The following is an 18,847-nucleotide window of genomic DNA, read 5'->3' on the forward strand; positions in this document are numbered from 1 at the left end:
TCGGTGGACCTCCGCGCGCCCCGGCCGGAGGATCACGGCCATGACCACCTTTCTGATCCTGCACGGCTACCAGAACCACCGCCCACCCGGGCACTGGCAGCACTGGCTCGCCGGGCGGCTGCGGGAGCGGGGCCACGAGGTCCGCTACCCGGCGCTGCCCTCGCCCGACGCGCCCGTCCTCACGGAGTGGCTCGCCGCCCTGGACGAGCACGGGAGGCGACCGGACGGGGGTGAGTTCGTGGTCCTCGCGCACAGCCTGTCCGTGCTGCTCTGGCTGGGGGCCGGGGCCCGCCGGCCCGCGGCCGACCGGGTGCTGCTCGTGGCCCCGCCGTCACCCTCGGTGGCCGCCTCGATCCCCGGGATCGCCGCCTTCGCCGAGGGGCTCGACCTCACGGAGCGGGGGCTCGACGCGCGTCTCGTGTACGGCGACGGGGACCCGTACTGCCCCGAGGGCGCCGACGTCTCCTACGGCACCCCGCTCGACCTCGACACGGACCGCGTACCGGGCGGGGCGCACCTGAACCCCGACGCCGGTTACGGGGAGTGGCCCTCGCTCCTGGAGTGGTGCGCGGACCCGTCGGTGCGGATCAAGGGGCACTAGGGCCGGGGCCGGAAGTACGGCACCCCGGAGGCGCGGGGCCCGGGGACGGGTGAGTCCACCGCGCGATCACCCCGGCCCGGCGGGATGATCGGAACATGAGCCCCGCGTCCGAGAGCCCCGCCGCCCCGCAGCCCGAGCACCCCGAGATCCACCTCGCCCAGCAGCCGGAGGCCGACGCGCTGCTCGGCCGGTCGCCGCTGGCCGCGCTCGTGGGCATGCTGCTCGACCAGCAGGTGCCGATGGAGTGGGCCTTCTCGGGGCCGTACACCATCGCCCTGCGGCTCGGGGCGGACGATCTCGACGCGCACGAGATCGCCGCCCGGGACCCGGAGGAGTTCGCCGCGCTGCTCTCCGAGAAGCCCGCCGTGCACCGCTACCCGGGGTCGATGGCCCAGCGCGTGCAGCAGCTGTGCGCGTTCCTGGTGGAGGAGTACGGGGGCGACGCCTCGGCGGTCTGGGCGGACGCGGCGACCGGGAAGGAGCTGCTCGCGCGGCTCCAGGCGCTGCCCGGCTTCGGCAAGCAGAAGGCGCAGATCTTCCTGGCGCTGCTGGGCAAGCAGTACGGGGTGCGGCCCACCGGCTGGCGGGAGGCGGCGGGCGCGTACGGCGAGCAGGGCTCGTACCGCTCGGCCGCCGACATCACGGGTCCGGAGTCGCTGGTGAAGGTGCGGGCGCACAAGCAGGAGATGAAGGCGGCGGCGAAAGCGGCGAAAGCGGCCAAGGACCAGAAAACCGGCGGGAATTGAAAATTCCAGATTTCAATCCTGCTCTGTGTGACAGGAATTGTGGAGAAGGTGTTCACAGGATGCCCTGCGGCTCGCTAACTTCCCCTCAACCTCGTCCGTAACGGGAAGGACTTCTGTGAACGCCACCCAGCGCCGGGCCGCGGCCGTTCTGGCCGCCGCCGCCCTCGCCACACCGCTGGTCCTCGCCTCCCCCGCCACCGCGGTGAAGGACCCCGGAGCCGCGCCCGCCCGCGACGCAGCGAAGCTGGCGAAGAAGCTGGTCACCGCATCCACCGGCCAGGACGCCTACAAGCACCTGCAGAAGTTCCAGGCGATAGCCGACTCGGCCGGCGGCCACCGCGCGGCCGGCACGCTCGGCCACGACGCCTCCGCCGCCTACGTCTACACGCAGCTCAAGAAGGCCGGCTACAACGTCTCGTACGAGCAGTTCGACTTCATCTACACCCAGACGCTCGCCGAGAAGGTCTCCGTCGAGGGCCCCGCGCCGCGCGCCCTGGACATCCGGGCCATGACGTACACCAAGTCCACCCCGGTCGGCGGCATCAAGGCCGACCTGGTCGCCGTGCCCGTCGACGCCGACGGCACCACCGGCTGCGAGCCGGGCGACTACGCCTCCGGCACCTTCACCGGCAAGGTCGCGCTCATCAAGCGCGGCGGCTGCTCCTTCGCGATCAAGCAGGAGCAGGCCGCGGCGGCCGGCGCCGCCGGCGCGATCATCTACAACAACGTCGAGGGCATCCTGTCCGGCACCCTCGGCGAGCCGGCCGCGGGCAAGATCCCGACCGGCGGCGTCAGCCTGGCCGAGGGCGAGAAGCTCGCCGCCGACCTCGCCAAGGGCCCCGTCAAGCTCTCCTTCGAGATCCGCCAGCTCCAGGAGAAGCGCGTCACCAACAACGTCATCGCGGAGACCAAGGGCGGCAACGCCGCCAACACCGTGATGCTCGGCTCGCACCTCGACTCGGTCACCGCCGGCCCCGGCATCAACGACAACGGCTCCGGCTCCGCGGGCCTCCTCCAGACCGCCCTGGAGCTCGCCAAGACGAAGGAGAAGGTCCGCAACAAGGTCCGCTTCGCCTGGTGGTCCGCGGAGGAGAACGGCCTCCTCGGCTCCGACCACTACGTCAAGAACCTGACCGCGCTCGACCGGAGCGAGATCAAGCTCTACCTGAACTTCGACATGATCGCCTCGCCGAACTACGGCCTGTTCGTCTACGACGGCGACAACTCGGACAACGTCGGCGAGGGCGCCGGCCCCGAGGGCTCCGCCCAGCTGGAGCGCGACATCACCGCGTTCATGGACGCGCGCGGCCTCCCGCACGAGGGCACCGACTTCTCCGGCCGCTCCGACTACGGCCCGTTCATCAAGGTCGGCATCCCCTCCGGCGGCACCTTCACCGGCGCCGAGGGCATCAAGACCGCCGCGCAGGCCGCCAAGTTCGGCGGCACGGCGGGCGTCGCGTACGACGTGAACTACCACGCCAAGGGCGACGACCTGAAGAACGTCAACATGAAGGCCTTCGACGCCAACATCAAGGTCATCGCCAACGCCGTGGGCACCTACGCCCACGACATCTCCTCCCTGCGCAAGCCGGTCGTCTCCACCCCGACCACCGGCGGCGAGGGCAGCGGCGGCGGCCTGCACGACGACCACCACGAGGTCACCGAGTAGTCCCGGCCGGTCCCGTCACCTCCTGCGGCGGGCGGTACCGAAGATCGACCGGCTGATCTCCCGGCCCAGCTGGGTGCCGATCGACCGGGCCAGGGACGTGAAGATCCCACTGCCCACCACCTGTTCGGCGAGCGAGGGCTCCGGCTTCGGAGCCCTCGCTCCGCCGTGCGGCCGGTCCTTCCCGGCCTCCTCGGCGGCCGCCGCCTCCAGCGCCGCCGCCTCCGCCGCCTGCTGTTCGGCCGTCAGCCGCTCGTACGCCGACTCGCGGTCCACCGCCTGCGCGTACCGGCCGTAGAGCGGCGAGCCCTTCACGGCCGCGTCCAGGGCGGCCGCGTCGATCGGGCCCATCAGCGACTCCGGCGCCCGCAGCCGGGTCGCCGCCACCGGCGTCGGCGCGCCTCTCTCGCTGAGTACGGTGACCACCGCCTCGCCCGTACCGAGGCCCGTGAGGACCTCCTCCAGGTCGTACGGCGAGTGCGGGAAGGTCCGCACGGTCGCCTTCAGGGCCTTCGCGTCGTCCGGGGTGAACGCGCGCAGCGCGTGCTGCACCCGGTTGCCGAGCTGGGCGAGCACGTCCGAGGGCACGTCCTTCGGCGTCTGCGTCACGAAGAACACGCCGACCCCCTTCGAGCGGATCAGCCGCACGGTCTGCGTGATCGACTCCAGGAACGCCTTCGACGCCCCGCTGAACAGCAGGTGCGCCTCGTCGAAGAAGAAGACCAGCTTCGGCTTCTCCAGGTCGCCGACCTCGGGCAGGTCCCCGAACAGGTCCGCCAGCATCCACATCAGGAAGGTCGAGAACAGCTGCGGCTTGTCCTGCACCGCCGGCAGCTCCAGGACCGAGACGACGCCCCGCCCGTCCGTCGCCGTCCGCAGGAACTCGCTCGTGTCGAACTCCGGCTCGCCGAAGAAGTCGCCCGCGCCCTGCTGCTCGAAGGCCGTGATCGACCGCAGGATGACCCCGGCGGTCACCGTGGACAGCCCGCCGATCCCCTTGAGCTCGGCCTTCCCGGTGTCCGAGACCAGGAACGCCACCACCGCCCGGAGGTCCTTGAGGTCCACCAGCTCCAGGCCCTTGGAGTCGGCGTAGTGGAAGATCAGGCCCAGCGACTGCTCCTGCGTCTGGTTGAGCTGGAGCACCTTCGACAGGAGGACGGGGCCGAAGCCGGTCACCGTGGCCCGCACCGGGATGCCGGGACCGGTCCCGCCGAGCCCGTAGAACTCGCAGGGGAAGCCCGTCGCACGCCACTCCTGGCCGACCTGGGCGGCCCGCTCCCGGACCCTGTCGCCGTCCTGGCCGGGCGCCGAGACGCCCGAGACGTCGCCCTTGATGTCGGCGAGGAAGACCGGCACGCCGTTCGCGGAGAGCTGCTCGGCGATCAGCTGGAGCGTCTTCGTCTTGCCGGTGCCGGTCGCGCCGGCGACCAGTCCGTGCCGGTTGAGCACGGCCAGCGGGATGCGGACCGGCGCGTCCGGGTGACACTCCCCGTCCCACAGCAGGGCCCCCAGATCGAGTGCCGGGCCCTCGAAGGCGTATCCGGCGGCGATCTCGGCGGCGGGGCCGTCCGGTACGGCCGCCGGCTGCTCGCTCACGCTCATCACGGCACCCCAATTCCGGTTCGTCACGATTCGCACCAGCATCCCACCGGCCGTGCATGGCTGCGCCGGGAGCCGCTCGCCCGGTAGGCTTTCCGTGTGATCTTCAAGCGCATCGGAAACGGAAAGCCGTATCCCGACCACGGCCGGGAAAGCACCCGGCAGTGGGCGGACGTCGCGCCGCGCCCGGTCCGCCTCGACCAGCTCGTCACCACCAAGGGCCAGCTGGACCTGGAGACGCTGCTCGCCGAGGACTCCACGTTCTACGGCGACCTCTTCGCGCACGTCGTGAAGTGGCAGGGCGATCTCTACCTCGAGGACGGACTGCACCGCGCCGTCCGCGCGGCGCTGCAGCAGCGCCAGGTACTGCACGCCCGTGTCCTGGAAATGGACTGAGACGGCGCCGACCGGCCCGTACGCACTGACCCTTTCGGGGTCAGTTCGCCCCCATCCGGACGCGATCACATGATCATCAAGTAGGCATCGCCGACGGGCGGCATTACGCTGCGTTCATGAGCATGCTCACTCCCCCCGGAATGGGCGGAAAGTACCGCATCACAGGGGACACCTACCCCCGCATGCGCCGCCCGCGGCGCCGTCGCAGGATCGTCCTCGCGGCCGCTGCCGCCGTGGTCGTGCTCGGCGCGGCCGGCTGGGGCACGCTCCAGCTCGTCGACGTCTTCTCCGGCGACGAGGGCAGGGCGACGGCGGGCCGCCAGACCGACTGCAAACCCGCCCCCCGCGCGACGACGGCCCCCGCCGCCACCCTCCCCAAACCCGCCCAGATCACGGTCAACGTCTACAACGCGACCCCGCGCAGCGGGCTCGCCAAGACGACCGCGGACGAACTCAAGAAGCGCGGCTTCAAGATCGGCAAGGTGGGGAACGCGCCGGCCGCCTACGACAAGAAGGTCCCCGGCTCCGGTCTCCTCCTCGGCGCGACGACCGCCGCCAAGGGCGCCTTCCCCGTCCTCGGCACCCAGCTGGCGGGCGCCGTGACGAAGACGGACACCCGCGGCACGGCCGACGTGGACCTGATCATCGGGACCGCCTTCAAGAACCTGTCCCCGAAGACGACGGCGGACGCGGCCCTGGTCGCCCTGACCAAGCCCGCGCCCGTACCGACAGGAAAGTGCTGAGACGCCGTTCCGCGGAGGCGGCTGCCACTATTCGGCGGAGCCGTACATGCGGTCGCCCGCGTCACCGAGGCCCGGGACGATGTAGCCGTTCTCGTTGAGACGCTCGTCGACCGAGGCCGTCACGACGGTGACGGGGGTGCCCGCCAGCTCGCGCTCCATGACCTCGACGCCCTCCGGGGCGGCGAGGAGCACGACCGCGGTCACGTCGTCGGCGCCGCGCTTGATCAGCTCCTGGATGGCCGCGACGAGCGTGCCGCCGGTCGCCAGCATCGGGTCGAGGACGTACACCTGGCGGCCGGAGAGGTCCTCCGGCATCCGCGTCGCGTAGGTCGACGCCTCCAGCGTCTCCTCGTTGCGGATCATGCCTAGGAAGCCGACCTCGGCGGTCGGGAGCAGCCGGACCATGCCGTCGAGCATGCCGAGTCCGGCGCGCAGGATCGGGACCACCAGCGGACGCGGGTACGACAGCTTCACGCCGGTCGTGGGCGTGACGGGGGTCTCGATGTCGACCTGCTCGGTCCGGACGTCCCTGGTGGCCTCGTAGGCGAGCAGGGTGACCAGCTCGTCGGCGAGCCGACGGAAGGTCGCGGAATCCGTGCGCTTGTCGCGCAGCGTGGTGAGCTTGTGGGCGACCAGCGGGTGATCGACGACGTGGAGACGCATGACTCAACAGTAGCCCGCCGCGCACTGGCATCGACCCGCGCCACTGGGGGAAGGTGGGGGACGGGAACCCAGCGATGGGGTGGAGTGACCGATGCCCGACCTGGAAGAACCGGCCGAGGGTGCCGCCGAGGGGGCGGCCCGGGGGCCGGAGACGGACGCGGAGCGCCGACGGCGCCGCGCGCAGTTCCTCCGTGAACTCGGAGAGGCGAAGGCGCTGCGCGAACGCGTGCAGCCGAGACGCGCGCGGGCGGCCCGCATGCGACAGCAGATGCGCATGCGGACCTTCCGGTGGTGAAGGCCGCGCGGAACGACCTGCCGGGGAGACCCGCCGAGCCCTGAGCCCGCGCCGGAACCCCTTCCCGGGCCTCGCCGTGGACTCCGGCCCCCTCGGCCGTCCCGTGAGGACCACGCCGTGGTGCTTCCGGGTTCTCGGGGGGGGGCTTGCCGCGGCTTCCGGTCCCTCGGGGGGCCGCCCGCGGGGTCCTTGCCGCGGCTATCGGGTTCTCGGGGCCCCGCAGGGCCTTGCCACGGCTGTCGGATCCTCCCGCGAAGGGCTTGCCGCGGCTTCCGGGTCCACGGGGGGCCGCCCGCGCCCCCGGGGCGCCGGCCCGTGGCCCGTGCGCCTCGTCCGCGCCCCGGAGTCCCTCCCGCCCCTCCCTCCCCGGTGGACACCCGCCCCGTCCCGTGTGCGCCCCCTGCGTGCGCCGGGGTCGCGCGCCCGCCCGATCGCGGGGTCGTTCAGACTGATGCACGACGCAAGAGCCGAAGACCTCTCCTGCGGGCGCCGTATCTGTCACGATGCCGATTGGGCGGGGCTCAGGAGCGCGCCGCCGGATCGTCACACCTCTGATCAGTGGGAGAGAGTCAGGTGTACTTCGCCGCACTGCTCGCGCGCACCGAAGACGGGTGGGAAGCGAGCGACACGGAGCTCGACGACGTGGAGACCCTGTCGGATCTGACCGAGCTCGCCCGCGAGGCCTCGGACGACGACACGGTGATCGTCTTCATCGAGCAGGAGGACGCGTGGTTCGGGATCGTCCGGATCGAGGGTGAGGAAGACCCTCGCATCTACGTCTCCGACGGCGCCGCCGCCGCCCGTTCCTCGTACGGGGAGATCCTCACCCGGGAGATCCTCGGTGACGACCTGGACGACCTCGTCGACGAGCTCGAGTCGCTGGACCTGGACGGTACCGAGGACGGGGAGCCGCTCGACGGCGACGCGGACGACGACGAGGAGACGAGCGTCGCCGCCGAGGCCGTCCCGGCCGCTCCGGTCGGCGACCGGCTGATCCTCGCGGACCTCGGCATGTCCCCGGCGGACCTGCTGGCGCTCGACAGCGACGCCCTCGCGGAGATCGCGGACGCCCTGGGGGCCGCCGAGGTCCTGGAGGCCGTCCGCTAGTGGCACGCGCGGTACCTGCCCCACCCCTGCCCGACCCCGTACGGGACCCCTGGCGGGACGCCATGCGGCTCGCCCTCGCCGAGGCCGACGCGGCCGTGCCGGCCGGTGACGTACCGGTCGGCGCGGTCGTGCTCGGCCCGGACGGCTCGGTGCTCGCCCGCGGGCACAACGAGCGGGAGAAGACCGGCGACCCCACCGCGCACGCCGAGGTGCTCGCGCTGCGGCGCGCGGCCGCGGCGACCGGGGAGTGGCGGCTGACGGGCTGCACGCTGGTCGTGACCCTGGAGCCGTGCGTGATGTGCGCGGGGGCACTCGTCCAGTCGCGGGTCGAGCGGGTGGTGTTCGGTGCCCCGGACGAGAAGGCGGGCGCCACGGGCTCCCTCTGGGACCTCGTGCGGGACCGCCGGCTCAACCACCGGCCCGAGGTGGTCCAGGGCGTCCTCGGCGAGGAGTGCGCGGCCCGGCTGACGGCCTTCTTCCGGGCCCGCTGACCTGCCACGGGATACGGATTTCATCGCAGCGCGAGTTTCGGCTAAGCTCTCTCTCGGTAGCGTGTCCGAGCGGCCGAAGGAGCTCGCCTCGAAAGCGAGTGTGGGGAAACTCACCGAGGGTTCAAATCCCTCCGCTACCGCCAGCAGGAACCCCGCCGGTCCGTGGAAACGGACCGGCGGGGTTCTTCTTTTGCGGCCTGCGGCCCGGCCGTGCGGGCCGTGTGCGGGCGCCGGGCGGCACCCTGGCCCTCCGTCAGACGGGGACGGCGGTCGTGGACCCCCCGAGGGCGTCGAGCAGGACAGGGTCCGTACCCGGCCCAGGCCCTCGCCCCTCGCCCGGCTCAGCTGTCCGGGTAGTCGCGGTACTTCCGCGCCTCGCGCTCCACCTCACGGTCGAACTCCCGCACCGTCTCCCGGTCCCGCTCGCGCTCGCGGTCCCCGCCCCGCACCTCGTTGCGGTCGCGGAGGCGCGCACCGGGGCCGAGGTCGTCGCGCAGCTCCTCGACGACCCCCTTCGGCCTGCGGCGGCGCGTGCTCTCCAGGATCTCGATTCCGCCGATGACGACCAGCGCGATCCCCAGGGGGCGCCCCCTGAACCAGCCGAATTCGAGATCCGGGAAGAAAAGGGCGAGCACTCCGCCCGCGACGATCGCCGCGAGACCGAAGATCCGCTTCATACCGGTGATCCCCCTGCGGCACACCTGTGCTCGGTAAAGAAGACGTCAACTTGCCTCCACCGTAGGCCATATGCGGGTCCGGACCGCAAGGCGATGGCCGATTCATGGAGTCCAGGCCGAAAAACGACGGACCGGGCGGGTCGGCCCCTACGGACGCCGGGACGACCTCGCGGCGGGGTGCGCCACGTCGGCCCGCCGCTTCCGACGCCCGGCCCTTGACCTGCGTACGCCGGTCTCCGCCGCGGCCCGAACCGGTCCGGGGCCCTCCGGATCCCGTACGGACGGGGCGGGTGCTCTCGTCGGGCGCGCGACCGCGTGCGGAATCCCACACGGGCTTCTCGGAGCAGCGTGGAGCGATCCGGGGCGCGTCCTCGACGTGGATTGCCGGATTCCCGGAATGACGCGGGCCGGACCGGACGGAATGGGGTCCCGGTCTTCCTCCGGAACGGTCCGGCGGAAGACCGGAACAGTTCCGAGTTCTTCCCGGCCGTTCCCGAGGCGCGGGGAATCCCCGGCGTCGTACCCGGCTCCCTCCCGTTCGCGGAATCCGATCCGCGAGCCCGGCCTGGTCGAGAGGACACCCCCTAGGACGGGGGGAGCGGCATCGGGGGGACAAGCCGCTCCCCCCGATGAGAACCGGTCCTACAAGTCCTGCGCCGCGTTCAGGGGGGAAGCTCGCGGCGCGGACCCCGCAGTGCGGGCCGGTTCCAGGAGCCCTTCCGATTCCTGCCAGATCTTCCGGGCTCCCCTCCATCCTGCGTGCCCGTCACCCTTCCGGCGGGCGGCGAAAGGCCTCGATCACCGGGCCCTTGGTCCATAAAGCCTCGGTTAGAGTGGCGCGGTCGTTCGGCGGGGGATCAGGGGAGGACTGGCCATGGCGCAGGCGAAGAAGATCGCGCTCTACGCGGTCGCGGTCTTTGTGCTGTACACGATCATCACGTCCCCGGCCAGGGCCGCCGATCTCGTACAGGTAGGGTTCGAGGGCATTTCCAGCGCCGCCCAGGGTGTCGGCGAGTTCATGACCGAACTCATCAACTAGGAGCCCCTCCGTGATCCGCCATCTGGTCCTCTTCAAGCTCAACGAGGGCGTCGACCGCGACGAGCCCCGTGTCGTCGCCGGCGTCGAGGCGTTCCGCGCCCTCGGCGGCCAGATCCCGGAGCTGCGCTTCTGGGAGTGCGACTGGAACATCACGGACCGGCCGATCGCGTACGACTTCGCCATCAACTCGGCCGTCGAGGACACCGACGCGCTGACGCGCTACCTGGAGCACCCCGCGCACCAGGCGGGTGTCGCCCAGTGGCGCGAGTTCGCCACCTGGGTGATCGCGGACTACGCGTTCTAGGAGAGCGTCTCCCCCGGCCCGTCCGGGATCCGGCCCGGCCAGTCCGGGATCCGGCCCGGTCGGGGCGACGGACCCGGTCCGGGCGCGACGCCAGGCCCCCCGCCATCGAGGTGGGGGGCTTTTCGCTGCGCGATTCCACGCGTGACCTCCCCTTTTTCCGTCACTATGCCCTCAACACGTCGTTATGCGGTGCTTGCACACAGTGGACATGTCTTGTGATGCTATGACCGCTTTTGACGGATGAGTTGACCGTAGTTGACCCAGTGGACCAGTAGGACCAGCCAAAGGGGTGGCGTGAACGTGCCGGCCAGTACAGCGCCTCAGGTCCCGCCCCAGCCCGAGGCTGGAAGCGGGACCGAACCCCCTCGCGCCCGCCCCCAGAGCACCCGCGGCGCCGACACCCGCGCGCTCACCCAGGTGCTCTTCGGGCAGCTCAAGAACCTGGAACCGGGCACCCCGGAGCACCACCGGGTGCGCGGGGCCCTCATCGAGGCCAACCTGCCGCTCGTCCGCTACGCGGCGGCCCGCTTCCGCTCCCGCAACGAGCCGATGGAGGACGTGGTCCAGGTCGGCACCATCGGCCTGATCAACGCCATCGACCGCTTCGACCCCGACCGCGGCGTCCAGTTCCCCACGTTCGCGATGCCGACCGTCGTCGGCGAGATCAAGCGGTACTTCCGCGACAACGTCCGCACCGTGCACGTGCCCCGGCGGCTGCACGAGCTCTGGGTCCAGGTGAACGGCGCGACCGAGGACCTCACGACCGCCCACGGCCGCTCCCCCACGACCGCCGAGATCGCCGAGCGGCTGCGGATCGGCGAGGACGAGGTGCTCGCCTGCATCGAGGCCGGACGCTCGTACCACGCGACCTCCCTGGAGGCCGCGCAGGAGGGCGACGGCCTGCCCGGACTGCTCGACCGGCTCGGCTACGAGGACCCAGCCCTGGCCGGCGTCGAGCACCGCGACCTCGTCCGGCACCTGCTCGTCCAACTGCCCGAGCGGGAGCAGCGGATCCTGATGCTGCGCTACTACAGCAATCTGACGCAGTCCCAGATCAGTCAGGAACTCGGCGTCTCCCAGATGCATGTGTCAAGGCTCCTCGCCCGCAGCTTCGCGCGTTTGAGATCCGCAAACAGAATCGAGGCGTAGCTGAATCGGGTAGACCGGTTCGGAGCAGTTCTGCGGCACCCCAATTGCCGTACACCCCTTGTTTCCTGCGGATATGCACCCTCGGCTTGTCGACAAGTCACTACAGCGTGTTGCCGACATGTGACATTCTGCTGGAACCGAGTTTGCCGCAGCCCCGCCGCCGGTATTCAGGTGGTGGCTGCGTTCCTCAGATGGTCGCGGCCACCGCGACCGTCCGCGACCTCAAGGGGGTGGCATGTCCACAGAACTGGGCAGCTCGAAGGTGCTCACGCTCACGCCCGTTCCCGTGCCCACGCAGACGACGGCGCCGACCGCGACCGACAGCGCGGAGGTCCCTCCTCCGCCGATGGCCGTCACGTCGGGAGCCCTCGACACCCGCACCCTCTCGCGCTCCCTCTTCCTGAGGCTGCGCGCCCTCGACGCCGAGGGAGCCGCCGCGGACAGCCCGGAGCGGACCTACGTCCGCGACACCCTGATCGAGCTCAACCTCCCGCTCGTGCGCTACGCGGCGGCCCGCTTCCGCTCGCGCAACGAGCCGATGGAGGACATCGTCCAGGTCGGGACGATCGGCCTGATCAAGGCGATCGACCGCTTCGACTGCGAGCGCGGGGTGGAGTTCCCGACGTTCGCGATGCCGACGGTCGTCGGCGAGATCAAGCGCTTCTTCCGTGACACGTCCTGGTCGGTCCGCGTCCCGCGCCGGCTCCAGGAGCTGCGCCTGGCCCTCACCAAGGCCAGCGACGAGCTCGCCCAGAAGCTCGACCGCTCCCCCACCGTGCCCGAACTGGCCGCCGTGCTGGGGGTGTCGGAGGAGGACGTGGTCGACGGCCTCGCCGTGGGCAACGCGTACACCGCCTCCTCGCTCGACTCCCCGTCCCCCGAGGACGACGGCGGCGAGGGCTCCCTCGCCGACCGCCTCGGGTACGAGGACTCGGCGCTCGAAGGCGTCGAGTACCGCGAGTCGCTCAAGCCGCTGCTCGCCAAACTCCCGCCCCGTGAGCGGCAGATCATCATGCTCCGCTTCTTCGCCAACATGACCCAGTCGCAGATCGGCGAGGAGGTCGGCATCTCCCAGATGCACGTCTCGCGGCTGCTCACCCGCACCCTCGCCCAGCTGCGGGAGGGCCTCATCGCGGACTGAGTTCCGCCAAGGGCCTCCTTTCTGACGGATCGTCAGTCACACTGGCGGTCATGAGGCGAAGGAAGCCGGGACTCGTGGCGGTGGCGCTCTGCCTCGGCGGAGCGCTGACCGCGTGCGGTGGCGGAGGAGACGGCGAGGGGTACGCGGCGGTCGGCGCCGGGTCCTCCCCGGGAGCCGCGGGCACTCCCTCGGGCGCGGTCGCCCTGGTGCCGCTGGACGGCCCCACGACGACCGGGGACACCTCCAGCACCTCCTCCCCCTCACCGACTCCCGGGGACCCGCTCCAGCCGCCCCCGGCGGCCGGGAACCCGGCGCTCCCGGGCTCCTCCGGATCCTCCGGTACGGGGACGGGAACGGGCTCCGGTCCGCCCACGCGTCCGGGAACGGGCTCGGGAACGGGAACAGGGTCCGGCACGGCCCCGACGCACCGGCCTGGCGGCTCGGGCACGACCCCGGGCACGGACGGCCGACCGCCGGCGACCGGCGCCCCGCCCGGTTCGCCCTCCGCGCCGCCCTCGACGCCGGCACCCGGCACCACCGCGCCGCCGCCCCCCGCGACCTCCTCGCCCCCGCCGGCCCCGGAGCCCGCCGTGGTCACCGTCTCCGCGCCCGTCCTCGCCGACGGCGACCGGCGCTGGTGCGAGAAGGTCACGGTCACCTTCCGGAACAGCGGCGGCACCCCGGCCCGTTCCGGCACGGTCACCTTCGCCACGCACGTCATCGGGGCGCTCGGCGTCGACTGGGCGACCCTCACCTCCACCCGGCCGCTGCCCGCGCCGATCGCCCCGGGAGCCGCGCGGACGGAGACGTACACCGTGTGTGTGGACTCCTGGCGGGTGCCGCTGGGGATGCGGATCGACACCCGGAAGGTCTCCGCCACCTGGCAGTGACGGGGGAGCCTCACCTCGGACGGGCGCTCCGAGCGGGTCGCCGATGCGGCCGAGGGCCCGCGGGAGACCCCGTGGGCGACCCACGGGAGACCCCGCGGGAGAGGGGCCGGGCCGGGGGCGACGAAGAAGTGGGCCGGTCCGCTCGTGCGGATCCGGCCCACCCGGGGTCTCGGTGCGGGAAGAGGTCGGTCAGCCCAGGGCCAGCCACGCGACGGCCGCCAGGACGACGATCACCGCGACCACGCCCACGATCAGTCCGACCTTCGGGCCGCTCTGCGCGGCCGCGGCCTGCGGCTGGTGCTGCTGCGGGGCACCCTCGTCGACGAAGGCGCGGAACATCTGCGTGCTGCCGGCGGGGTCGTAACCCTCGGGGCCCTGCGGGGGCTGGCCCTGGCCGTACGGTGCTTGGGGGTTGTGTGCCATGGGTCAGGACCCTAGCGAAGGAGGGGTGAGGGGCCCAAGCCCCATGCCCCCACCACGGCGGAACCCTGCGCGACCCGCACCTCCGCTCCACCTTTGCCGATTCTTTAGCGCCGTTTGACCGATTTAGTTTGCCTGGAGCAACCATCCATCTCTATGGTTGCCCTAAGCAACAACATCAGGGGAGTGCCGATGGACTCGGTGGTCGGCTCGGTGGACCGGGGCAATCGATACGAGAACCTCGCCCGCCAGGTGAGCGCCATCGGAGCGGTCAAGCGCGGACTCGGCCGGGTCCTGCCCGCCGAGTGCCCCAGCGGATCCGCCATCGTCCTCGCCCTGCTGAACCACCACGGCGACATGCGGATGGGCCGGGTGTCCGAGCTGATGGCCGTCGACATGTCGGTCAGCAGCCGGCACGTGGCCCACACCGTGGACCGCGGCTGGGTCGAGCGCCTGCCCGACCCCGCCGACCGGCGCTCCCGCATCCTGCACCTGACCCGGGCGGGCGAAGACATGCTCGCCGTCCTCGACCGACGGCTGACCGACATGCTCGCCCGCACCCTCGCGGAGTGGTCCGACGACGACGTCGAACTGCTCACCACCCTGCTCGCCCGCCTCCGCGATTCCTTCGGGGACTGCCGGGCCCACCACGCTTGAGAACGAAGGAACTTGATGGCTACGACCACCACGCCAGAGACCGGTGTGCGCGGCGGGAGCGCCAAGGAGGGGAACACCGCCTCCGGTGGCGCCCCGATGACGCACAAGCAGATCATGGAGGCGCTGTCCGGGCTGCTGCTCGGCATGTTCGTCGCCATCCTGTCCTCGACGATCGTCTCCAACGCCCTCCCCCAGATCATCACCGACCTGGGCGGCGGCCAGTCCGCCTACACCTGGGTGGTCACCGCCGCGCTCCTCTCGATGACCGCGACCACGCCCCTCTGGGGCAAGCTCGCGGACCTCTTCTCGAAGAAGCTGCTGGTCCAGATAGCCCTGGTCATCTACGTGGCGGGCTCGGTCGTCGCCGGTCTCTCGCAGAGCACCGGCATGCTCATCGCCTGCCGTGTCGTGCAGGGCATCGGTGTGGGCGGTCTGACCGCCCTCTCCCAGATCATCCTGGCCGCCATGATCGCCCCGCGCGAGCGCGGCCGGTACAGCGGCTACCTCGGCGCGACCTTCGCCGTCGCCACCGTCGGCGGCCCGCTGCTCGGCGGCGTCATCACGGACACCGACTGGCTCGGCTGGCGCTGGTGCTTCTACGTGGGCGTGCCCTTCGCGATCATCGCGCTGATCGTCCTGCAGAAGACCCTCAAGCTCCCCGTCGTGAAGCGCCAGGTCAAGGTCGACTGGGCCGGTGCCTTCTTCATCAGCGCCGCCGTCTCCCTGCTCCTCATCTGGGTCACCTTCGCGGGCGACAAGTACGACTGGATGTCCTGGCAGACGGCCGTGATGGTGCTCGGCGCGGTCGCCCTCGGCGGGATCTTCCTGCTCGTCGAGTCGAAGGCGAGCGAGCCGATCATCCCGCTCCGCCTCTTCCGCAACCGGACGATCACCCTCGCCTCGCTCGCCTCGCTCTTCGTGGGTGTCGCGATGTTCGCCGGCACGGTCTTCTTCAGCCAGTACTTCCAGCTGGCGCGGAACGAGTCGCCGACGATGTCCGGCGTCCTCACCATCCCGATGATCGGCGGCCTGTTCATCTCCTCGACCGTGTCGGGCCTGGTCATCACCAAGACCGGCCGCTGGAAGGCCTGGCTGGTCAGCGGCGGCGCGCTCGCCGCGGGCGGTCTGGGCCTGCTGGGCACGATCCGCTACGACACGGCGTACTGGCACATCGCGCTGTTCATGGCGGTCCTCGGCCTCGGCCTCGGCATGATGATGCAGAACCTGGTGCTCTGCACCCAGAACCAGGTGGCCCCCGCCGACCTCGGCGCCGCCTCCTCGGTCGTCACCTTCTTCCGCTCCCTCGGCGGTGCGGTCGGCGTCTCGGCGCTCGGCGCGGTCATGGCCCACCGGGTCACCAGCTACGTCAAGGAGGGCCTGGCCGAGCTCGGTCCGAAGGCCGCGGGCGCCATGGGCCAGGGCGGCTCCGGCGGCGGCATCCCCGACATGGACAAGCTGCCGGCCCCGATCCGGACGGTCATGGAGGACGCGTACGGACACGGTGTCGCGGACGTCTTCCTCTACTCGGCGCCCTTCGCGCTGCTGGCCTTCGTGGTGACGCTCTTCATCAAGGAGGTCGCCCTGAAGAGCAACTCGGTGAAGGCGGACGAGAAGCCGGTGGCCGCGGAGGCCTAGAGAAGACTCCCGGCCGCGCTTCGAGCGGAGGCGCGGCCGGGTCGAGTACGGAGCGGCGGGCAGGGGACGGCCCGCCGCTCCGTCATGTCTCCGTGGGGCCCGCCGCCTCGGCCTCACGCGTGACCATGACCTCGATCCCGGCGACCAGGACGTCCAGCGCGTAGGCGAAGTCCCGGTCCCAGATGACGCTGACGCTGCCGTGCGAGGCCCGCTCGTCGAGGAGGTCCCGCATCCCGCCGACCTGGTCGACGAAGTCCGGGTCGTCGCGGAACGCCTTGATCGCGTCCACGTAGAACTCGTCCTGCGACATGCCCGCCTGTGCCGCCCGCCGGCCGAACTGGGACTCGATCGTCCCGTAGCCGTACACGAACTGGAAGACCGCCGACATCGCGCTCGGCTGCCGGTTCATCGAGAGCCCCGTGTCGCGGATCGTCTCGTGGATCTTCTGGCCGACGGCCACCGCGTTCGGGCCGATGTTCAGGTACTGGCCGGCGCACGGCGACATCCACGCGTGGCGCACCAGCATCCGCCGGTAGTCCAGCGCGAGCACCCGGAGCCGGTCCTGCCACTCCCCGGCCGCGTCGACCGCGGCGAGGTCGACCTCGCCGTAGGCCTTGTCCACCGCGAACTCGATGATGTCGTCCTTGGTGTCCACGTACCAGTAGAGGGACATGGCCGTGACGCCCAGTTCGGTGGCGAGCCTGCGCATCGACAGCTTGGCCAGGCCGTCCTCGTCGAGCATCCGGATCGAGGCGGCGACGATCCGGTCCCGGTCGAGCCCGGCGGGGCCGCCGCCGCTGCGGGCGGCCCTCGTCTCCAGCCAGACGCTGGAACGCGCCGGGTTCTCGGCCCGGTCGGCTGCCTTGACCATCGCGTTCCTCCGTCGATCGGTTCTCCGCGACCATGCTAGGCGGGCCCGCCGACCCGGTCGGGCCCCGTGGGGCCAGACCGCCGGCGCGGCCCCGGACCGTGCCCGGGGGGCGGCCCGGTCCGGCGGTCCGGACCGGGCCGCCCCAGGGCACGGGATCCGGTTCCTACGTCCCGGACTCGGCCGGGGCGGCGGCCGCCTGCCCGGCCGCCAGGGCCCGCTCGGTCCGCTCGGCCCGCCGGAGCAGGGCCGCCGCCACCAGGCCGCCGGCGAAGACGGCGATCGCGCCGACCAGCTGGCTGGTCTGGAGCCCGGAGGCGAAGGCCTCCGAGACGGCCTTCCGCTCGGCCTCGCCGTCGGCGGCGGCGAGGGCGGCCGGGAGGGAGGTCGCGGTGACGGCCACGAGCGCGGCGAAGCGCGCGTTGAGGACGGCGCCGAGGACGGCGACGCCGAGGCCGTTGCCGAACTCGGCGAGGGTGCCGTTGATCCCGGCGCCCACCCCCGCCTTCTCCGGCGGGATCGAGCTCATGATCGCGTTGGCCATGGCCGGGGAGGAGACGGCGATGCCGCTCCCCATCAGGACCAGGCCCAGGAGCATGCCCGCGTAGCTGCCGTCCGTGCCGCCACCGAGCAGCGAGATGGCGGTCAGACCGCCGGCGACCAGCGACATGCCGAGGACGACGGTGGGCGGGGTGCCCAGCTTCACGACGATCCGCGGGCCGATGCCGGTCAGGTTGAGGCCGACGATCGTCAGCGCCAGCGGCGCCATCCGCAGACCCGCCTCCAGCGGCTCGTAGCCGAGCACGAACTGCAGGTGCTGGGTGAGCAGGAAGAGCGAGCCGCCCATGCCGAAGACGACCAGGATCGAACCGCCGATCGCGCCGATGAACTTCTGGTTCCGGAAGAAGTGCATGTCGAGCATCGGGTACGGGGTGTGCAGCTCCCACAGGGCGAACGCGCCGAGGTCCAGCAGCCCGATCGCGGCCGGGACCAGCACCTGGGCGGAGACCCAGCCGTGCTCGGGGCCGCTGATGATCGCGTACACGACGGCCGTCATGCCGATGGTGGACAGCAGCGCGCCGAGCAGGTCGGGGCGCTCCCCCTGCGGGTTCTTCGACTCCGGCACGAGCCTGAGGACGGCGACCAGGGCCACGACCGCGACCGGGATGTTGATCAGGAAGATCATTCCCCACCAGAAGTGGTTCAGGATCACTCCGCCGATGAGCGGTCCGCCGGCGAAGCCGAGCGAGGCGACGGTGGACCAGAGCGCGATGGCCTTGACCCGCTCCGAGTCGTCGAAGATCTGCATGACGACCGCGAGGGTGGTGGTCATCAGGAGTGCGCCGCCGACGCCCATGCCCGCGCGGGCGGCGATCAGCTGCGTCGTCGAGCCGGCGAGCCCGGCCGCGAGCGAGCCGAGGCCGAAGAGCGCGAGTCCGACGGCGAGCAGCTTCTTGCGGCCGTAGCGGTCGGCGGCGTTGCCCGCGCTGAGCAGCAGGCCGGACTGGACGAGCGAGTACGCGTTGATCATCCACTGGATGTCGCTGGTGGTCGCGTGGAGTTCGGAGGTCAGCGACGGGATGGCGACGCTGAGCACGGTGTTGTCGAGCAGCACGGTGAGCTGGGCGAGGCAGATGACGCCGAGGATCAGCCAGCGCTGAGGGTGACCGCCGGTGGCGGTCGGTTCGGTCGCGGCGGACGTCGCCGTCATGGGCAGGGCTCCTTGTACGGTGTACGGGACTGGGTCTCGTACACCGTAC

20 protein-coding genes, 1 tRNA gene and 1 pseudogene are annotated in these 18,847 nt (G+C 71.6%); 16 read left to right on the top strand and 6 right to left on the bottom strand.

Translation table 11 applies throughout. From position 1 onward, the window contains the following. Positions 1–40 precede the first annotated feature (40 nt). The 3 genes from ACY0MR_RS17920 to ACY0MR_RS17930 all read left to right on the top strand — a co-directional run bounded on the left by ACY0MR_RS17920 (position 41) and on the right by ACY0MR_RS17930 (position 3,016). Positions 41–601 carry an RBBP9/YdeN family alpha/beta hydrolase gene (locus ACY0MR_RS17920; RefSeq protein ID WP_404084146.1) on the top strand — a complete coding sequence of 187 codons (561 nt, stop codon included), beginning with the start codon at positions 41–43 and terminating at the stop codon, positions 599–601. Positions 602–696: 95 nt separating this feature from the next. Continuing rightward, positions 697–1,347, top strand: a complete 651-nt coding sequence (locus tag ACY0MR_RS17925) for an HhH-GPD-type base excision DNA repair protein (protein WP_388801006.1) — start codon at positions 697–699, stop codon at positions 1,345–1,347. A 115-nt stretch (positions 1,348–1,462) separates the two neighbouring features. Further along, entirely contained in the window at positions 1,463–3,016 is a 1,554-nt protein-coding gene (locus ACY0MR_RS17930; RefSeq protein ID WP_404084142.1) for a M28 family metallopeptidase, read from the top strand. 15 nt (positions 3,017–3,031) lie between these two features. Here ACY0MR_RS17930 and ACY0MR_RS17935 read toward each other — a convergent pair whose 3' ends face one another. Beyond that, the gene (locus ACY0MR_RS17935; protein WP_388801002.1) at positions 3,032–4,615 is read right to left on the bottom strand and encodes a helicase HerA-like domain-containing protein; all 1,584 of its coding nucleotides are present in this window, start codon (positions 4,613–4,615) and stop codon (positions 3,032–3,034) included. Between the two features lie 96 nt (positions 4,616–4,711). Between ACY0MR_RS17935 and ACY0MR_RS17940 the strand changes: the two genes are divergently transcribed. Further along, positions 4,712–5,008, top strand: coding sequence for a type II toxin-antitoxin system VapB family antitoxin (locus tag ACY0MR_RS17940; RefSeq protein WP_015034993.1), 297 nt, complete (start codon positions 4,712–4,714; stop codon positions 5,006–5,008). Between the two features lie 116 nt (positions 5,009–5,124). Beyond that, positions 5,125–5,751, top strand: a complete 627-nt coding sequence (locus ACY0MR_RS17945) for a LytR C-terminal domain-containing protein (RefSeq protein ID WP_388800998.1) — start codon at positions 5,125–5,127, stop codon at positions 5,749–5,751. Between the two features lie 27 nt (positions 5,752–5,778). Here the strand turns inward: ACY0MR_RS17945 and upp are convergent, their stop codons facing one another. Further along, complete coding sequence (gene upp, locus ACY0MR_RS17950; RefSeq protein ID WP_015034991.1) at positions 5,779–6,414, bottom strand: uracil phosphoribosyltransferase; 636 nt, start codon at positions 6,412–6,414, stop codon at positions 5,779–5,781. 91 nt (positions 6,415–6,505) lie between these two features. Here upp and ACY0MR_RS17955 point away from each other — a divergent pair, with 91 nt between their 5' ends. The 4 genes from ACY0MR_RS17955 (at position 6,506) to ACY0MR_RS17970 (ending at position 8,450) form a co-directional block, all read left to right on the top strand. Further along, the gene (locus ACY0MR_RS17955; protein ID WP_361854404.1) at positions 6,506–6,709 is read left to right on the top strand and encodes a hypothetical protein; all 204 of its coding nucleotides are present in this window, start codon (positions 6,506–6,508) and stop codon (positions 6,707–6,709) included. A 573-nt stretch (positions 6,710–7,282) separates the two neighbouring features. Then, entirely contained in the window at positions 7,283–7,816 is a 534-nt protein-coding gene (locus ACY0MR_RS17960) for a tRNA adenosine deaminase-associated protein (RefSeq protein ID WP_388800994.1), read from the top strand. Positions 7,817–7,878: 62 nt separating this feature from the next. Continuing rightward, positions 7,879–8,307, top strand: coding sequence for a tRNA adenosine(34) deaminase TadA (gene tadA / locus ACY0MR_RS17965; RefSeq protein ID WP_361854401.1), 429 nt, complete (start codon positions 7,879–7,881; stop codon positions 8,305–8,307). A gap of 55 nt (positions 8,308–8,362) precedes the next feature. After that, a tRNA-Ser gene (locus ACY0MR_RS17970) sits at positions 8,363–8,450 on the top strand. Between the two features lie 198 nt (positions 8,451–8,648). Here the strand turns inward: ACY0MR_RS17970 and ACY0MR_RS17975 are convergent. Then, positions 8,649–8,984 carry a hypothetical protein gene (locus tag ACY0MR_RS17975; RefSeq protein WP_403315421.1) on the bottom strand — a complete coding sequence of 112 codons (336 nt, stop codon included), beginning with the start codon at positions 8,982–8,984 and terminating at the stop codon, positions 8,649–8,651. An 874-nt stretch (positions 8,985–9,858) separates the two neighbouring features. Between ACY0MR_RS17975 and ACY0MR_RS17980 the strand changes: the two genes are divergently transcribed. The 5 genes from ACY0MR_RS17980 (at position 9,859) to ACY0MR_RS18000 (ending at position 13,507) form a co-directional block, all read left to right on the top strand. Continuing rightward, positions 9,859–10,023: a hypothetical protein gene (locus ACY0MR_RS17980; RefSeq protein ID WP_187283877.1), complete on the top strand. Its 165-nt coding sequence runs from the start codon at positions 9,859–9,861 to the stop codon at positions 10,021–10,023. Positions 10,024–10,033: 10 nt separating this feature from the next. After that, complete coding sequence (locus ACY0MR_RS17985; protein ID WP_361854369.1) at positions 10,034–10,327, top strand: Dabb family protein; 294 nt, start codon at positions 10,034–10,036, stop codon at positions 10,325–10,327. A gap of 300 nt (positions 10,328–10,627) precedes the next feature. Continuing rightward, positions 10,628–11,476: an RNA polymerase sigma factor SigF gene (locus ACY0MR_RS17990; RefSeq protein WP_148003258.1), complete on the top strand. Its 849-nt coding sequence runs from the start codon at positions 10,628–10,630 to the stop codon at positions 11,474–11,476. A gap of 235 nt (positions 11,477–11,711) precedes the next feature. Further along, positions 11,712–12,617, top strand: coding sequence for an RNA polymerase sigma factor SigF (locus ACY0MR_RS17995; protein WP_361854366.1), 906 nt, complete (start codon positions 11,712–11,714; stop codon positions 12,615–12,617). Between the two features lie 50 nt (positions 12,618–12,667). Next, positions 12,668–13,507: a hypothetical protein gene (locus ACY0MR_RS18000; protein ID WP_473561612.1), complete on the top strand. Its 840-nt coding sequence runs from the start codon at positions 12,668–12,670 to the stop codon at positions 13,505–13,507. Between the two features lie 189 nt (positions 13,508–13,696). On the opposite strand, the gene ACY0MR_RS18005 is transcribed toward ACY0MR_RS18000, so the two are convergent. Continuing rightward, the gene (locus ACY0MR_RS18005) at positions 13,697–13,930 is read right to left on the bottom strand and encodes a hypothetical protein (RefSeq protein WP_388800982.1); all 234 of its coding nucleotides are present in this window, start codon (positions 13,928–13,930) and stop codon (positions 13,697–13,699) included. Positions 13,931–14,083: 153 nt separating this feature from the next. On the opposite strand from ACY0MR_RS18005, the gene ACY0MR_RS18010 reads away from it, so the two are divergent. After that, positions 14,084–14,584, top strand: coding sequence for a MarR family winged helix-turn-helix transcriptional regulator (locus ACY0MR_RS18010; RefSeq protein WP_383431073.1), 501 nt, complete (start codon positions 14,084–14,086; stop codon positions 14,582–14,584). Positions 14,585–14,680: 96 nt separating this feature from the next. Next, positions 14,681–16,210, top strand: a pseudogene (locus ACY0MR_RS18015) (MDR family MFS transporter); the annotation flags it as partial. 91 nt (positions 16,211–16,301) lie between these two features. Here ACY0MR_RS18015 and ACY0MR_RS18020 read toward each other — a convergent pair. Both ACY0MR_RS18020 and ACY0MR_RS18025 read right to left on the bottom strand, forming a co-directional pair. Continuing rightward, positions 16,302–17,090: a TetR/AcrR family transcriptional regulator gene (locus ACY0MR_RS18020; protein ID WP_388800974.1), complete on the bottom strand. Its 789-nt coding sequence runs from the start codon at positions 17,088–17,090 to the stop codon at positions 16,302–16,304. Positions 17,091–17,253: 163 nt separating this feature from the next. Further along, the gene (locus tag ACY0MR_RS18025) at positions 17,254–18,798 is read right to left on the bottom strand and encodes an MFS transporter (protein ID WP_473561615.1); all 1,545 of its coding nucleotides are present in this window, start codon (positions 18,796–18,798) and stop codon (positions 17,254–17,256) included. Positions 18,799–18,847 lie beyond the last annotated feature (49 nt).

It is taken from the genome of Streptomyces sp. JN8 (genome assembly GCF_055808075.1).

Excerpts from the sequence above, each read along its gene's own strand:
- ACY0MR_RS17920 (WP_404084146.1), top strand. The coding sequence starts at position 41 with ATGACCACCTTTCTGATCCTGCACGGCTACCAGAACCACCGCCCACCC.
- ACY0MR_RS17925 (WP_388801006.1), top strand. The coding sequence starts at position 697 with ATGAGCCCCGCGTCCGAGAGCCCCGCCGCCCCGCAGCCCGAGCACCCC.
- ACY0MR_RS17935 (WP_388801002.1), bottom strand. The coding sequence starts at position 4,615 with ATGAGCGTGAGCGAGCAGCCGGCGGCCGTACCGGACGGCCCCGCCGCC.
- ACY0MR_RS17945 (WP_388800998.1), top strand. The coding sequence starts at position 5,125 with ATGAGCATGCTCACTCCCCCCGGAATGGGCGGAAAGTACCGCATCACA.
- upp (WP_015034991.1), bottom strand. The coding sequence starts at position 6,414 with ATGCGTCTCCACGTCGTCGATCACCCGCTGGTCGCCCACAAGCTCACC.
- ACY0MR_RS17955 (WP_361854404.1), top strand. The coding sequence starts at position 6,506 with ATGCCCGACCTGGAAGAACCGGCCGAGGGTGCCGCCGAGGGGGCGGCC.
- tadA (WP_361854401.1), top strand. The coding sequence starts at position 7,879 with ATGCGGCTCGCCCTCGCCGAGGCCGACGCGGCCGTGCCGGCCGGTGAC.
- ACY0MR_RS17975 (WP_403315421.1), bottom strand. The coding sequence starts at position 8,984 with ATGAAGCGGATCTTCGGTCTCGCGGCGATCGTCGCGGGCGGAGTGCTC.
- ACY0MR_RS17980 (WP_187283877.1), top strand. The coding sequence starts at position 9,859 with ATGGCGCAGGCGAAGAAGATCGCGCTCTACGCGGTCGCGGTCTTTGTG.
- ACY0MR_RS17995 (WP_361854366.1), top strand. The coding sequence starts at position 11,712 with ATGTCCACAGAACTGGGCAGCTCGAAGGTGCTCACGCTCACGCCCGTT.
- ACY0MR_RS18000 (WP_473561612.1), top strand. The coding sequence starts at position 12,668 with ATGAGGCGAAGGAAGCCGGGACTCGTGGCGGTGGCGCTCTGCCTCGGC.
- ACY0MR_RS18005 (WP_388800982.1), bottom strand. The coding sequence starts at position 13,930 with ATGGCACACAACCCCCAAGCACCGTACGGCCAGGGCCAGCCCCCGCAG.
- ACY0MR_RS18010 (WP_383431073.1), top strand. The coding sequence starts at position 14,084 with ATGGTTGCCCTAAGCAACAACATCAGGGGAGTGCCGATGGACTCGGTG.
- ACY0MR_RS18020 (WP_388800974.1), bottom strand. The coding sequence starts at position 17,090 with ATGGTCAAGGCAGCCGACCGGGCCGAGAACCCGGCGCGTTCCAGCGTC.
- ACY0MR_RS18025 (WP_473561615.1), bottom strand. The coding sequence starts at position 18,798 with ATGACGGCGACGTCCGCCGCGACCGAACCGACCGCCACCGGCGGTCAC.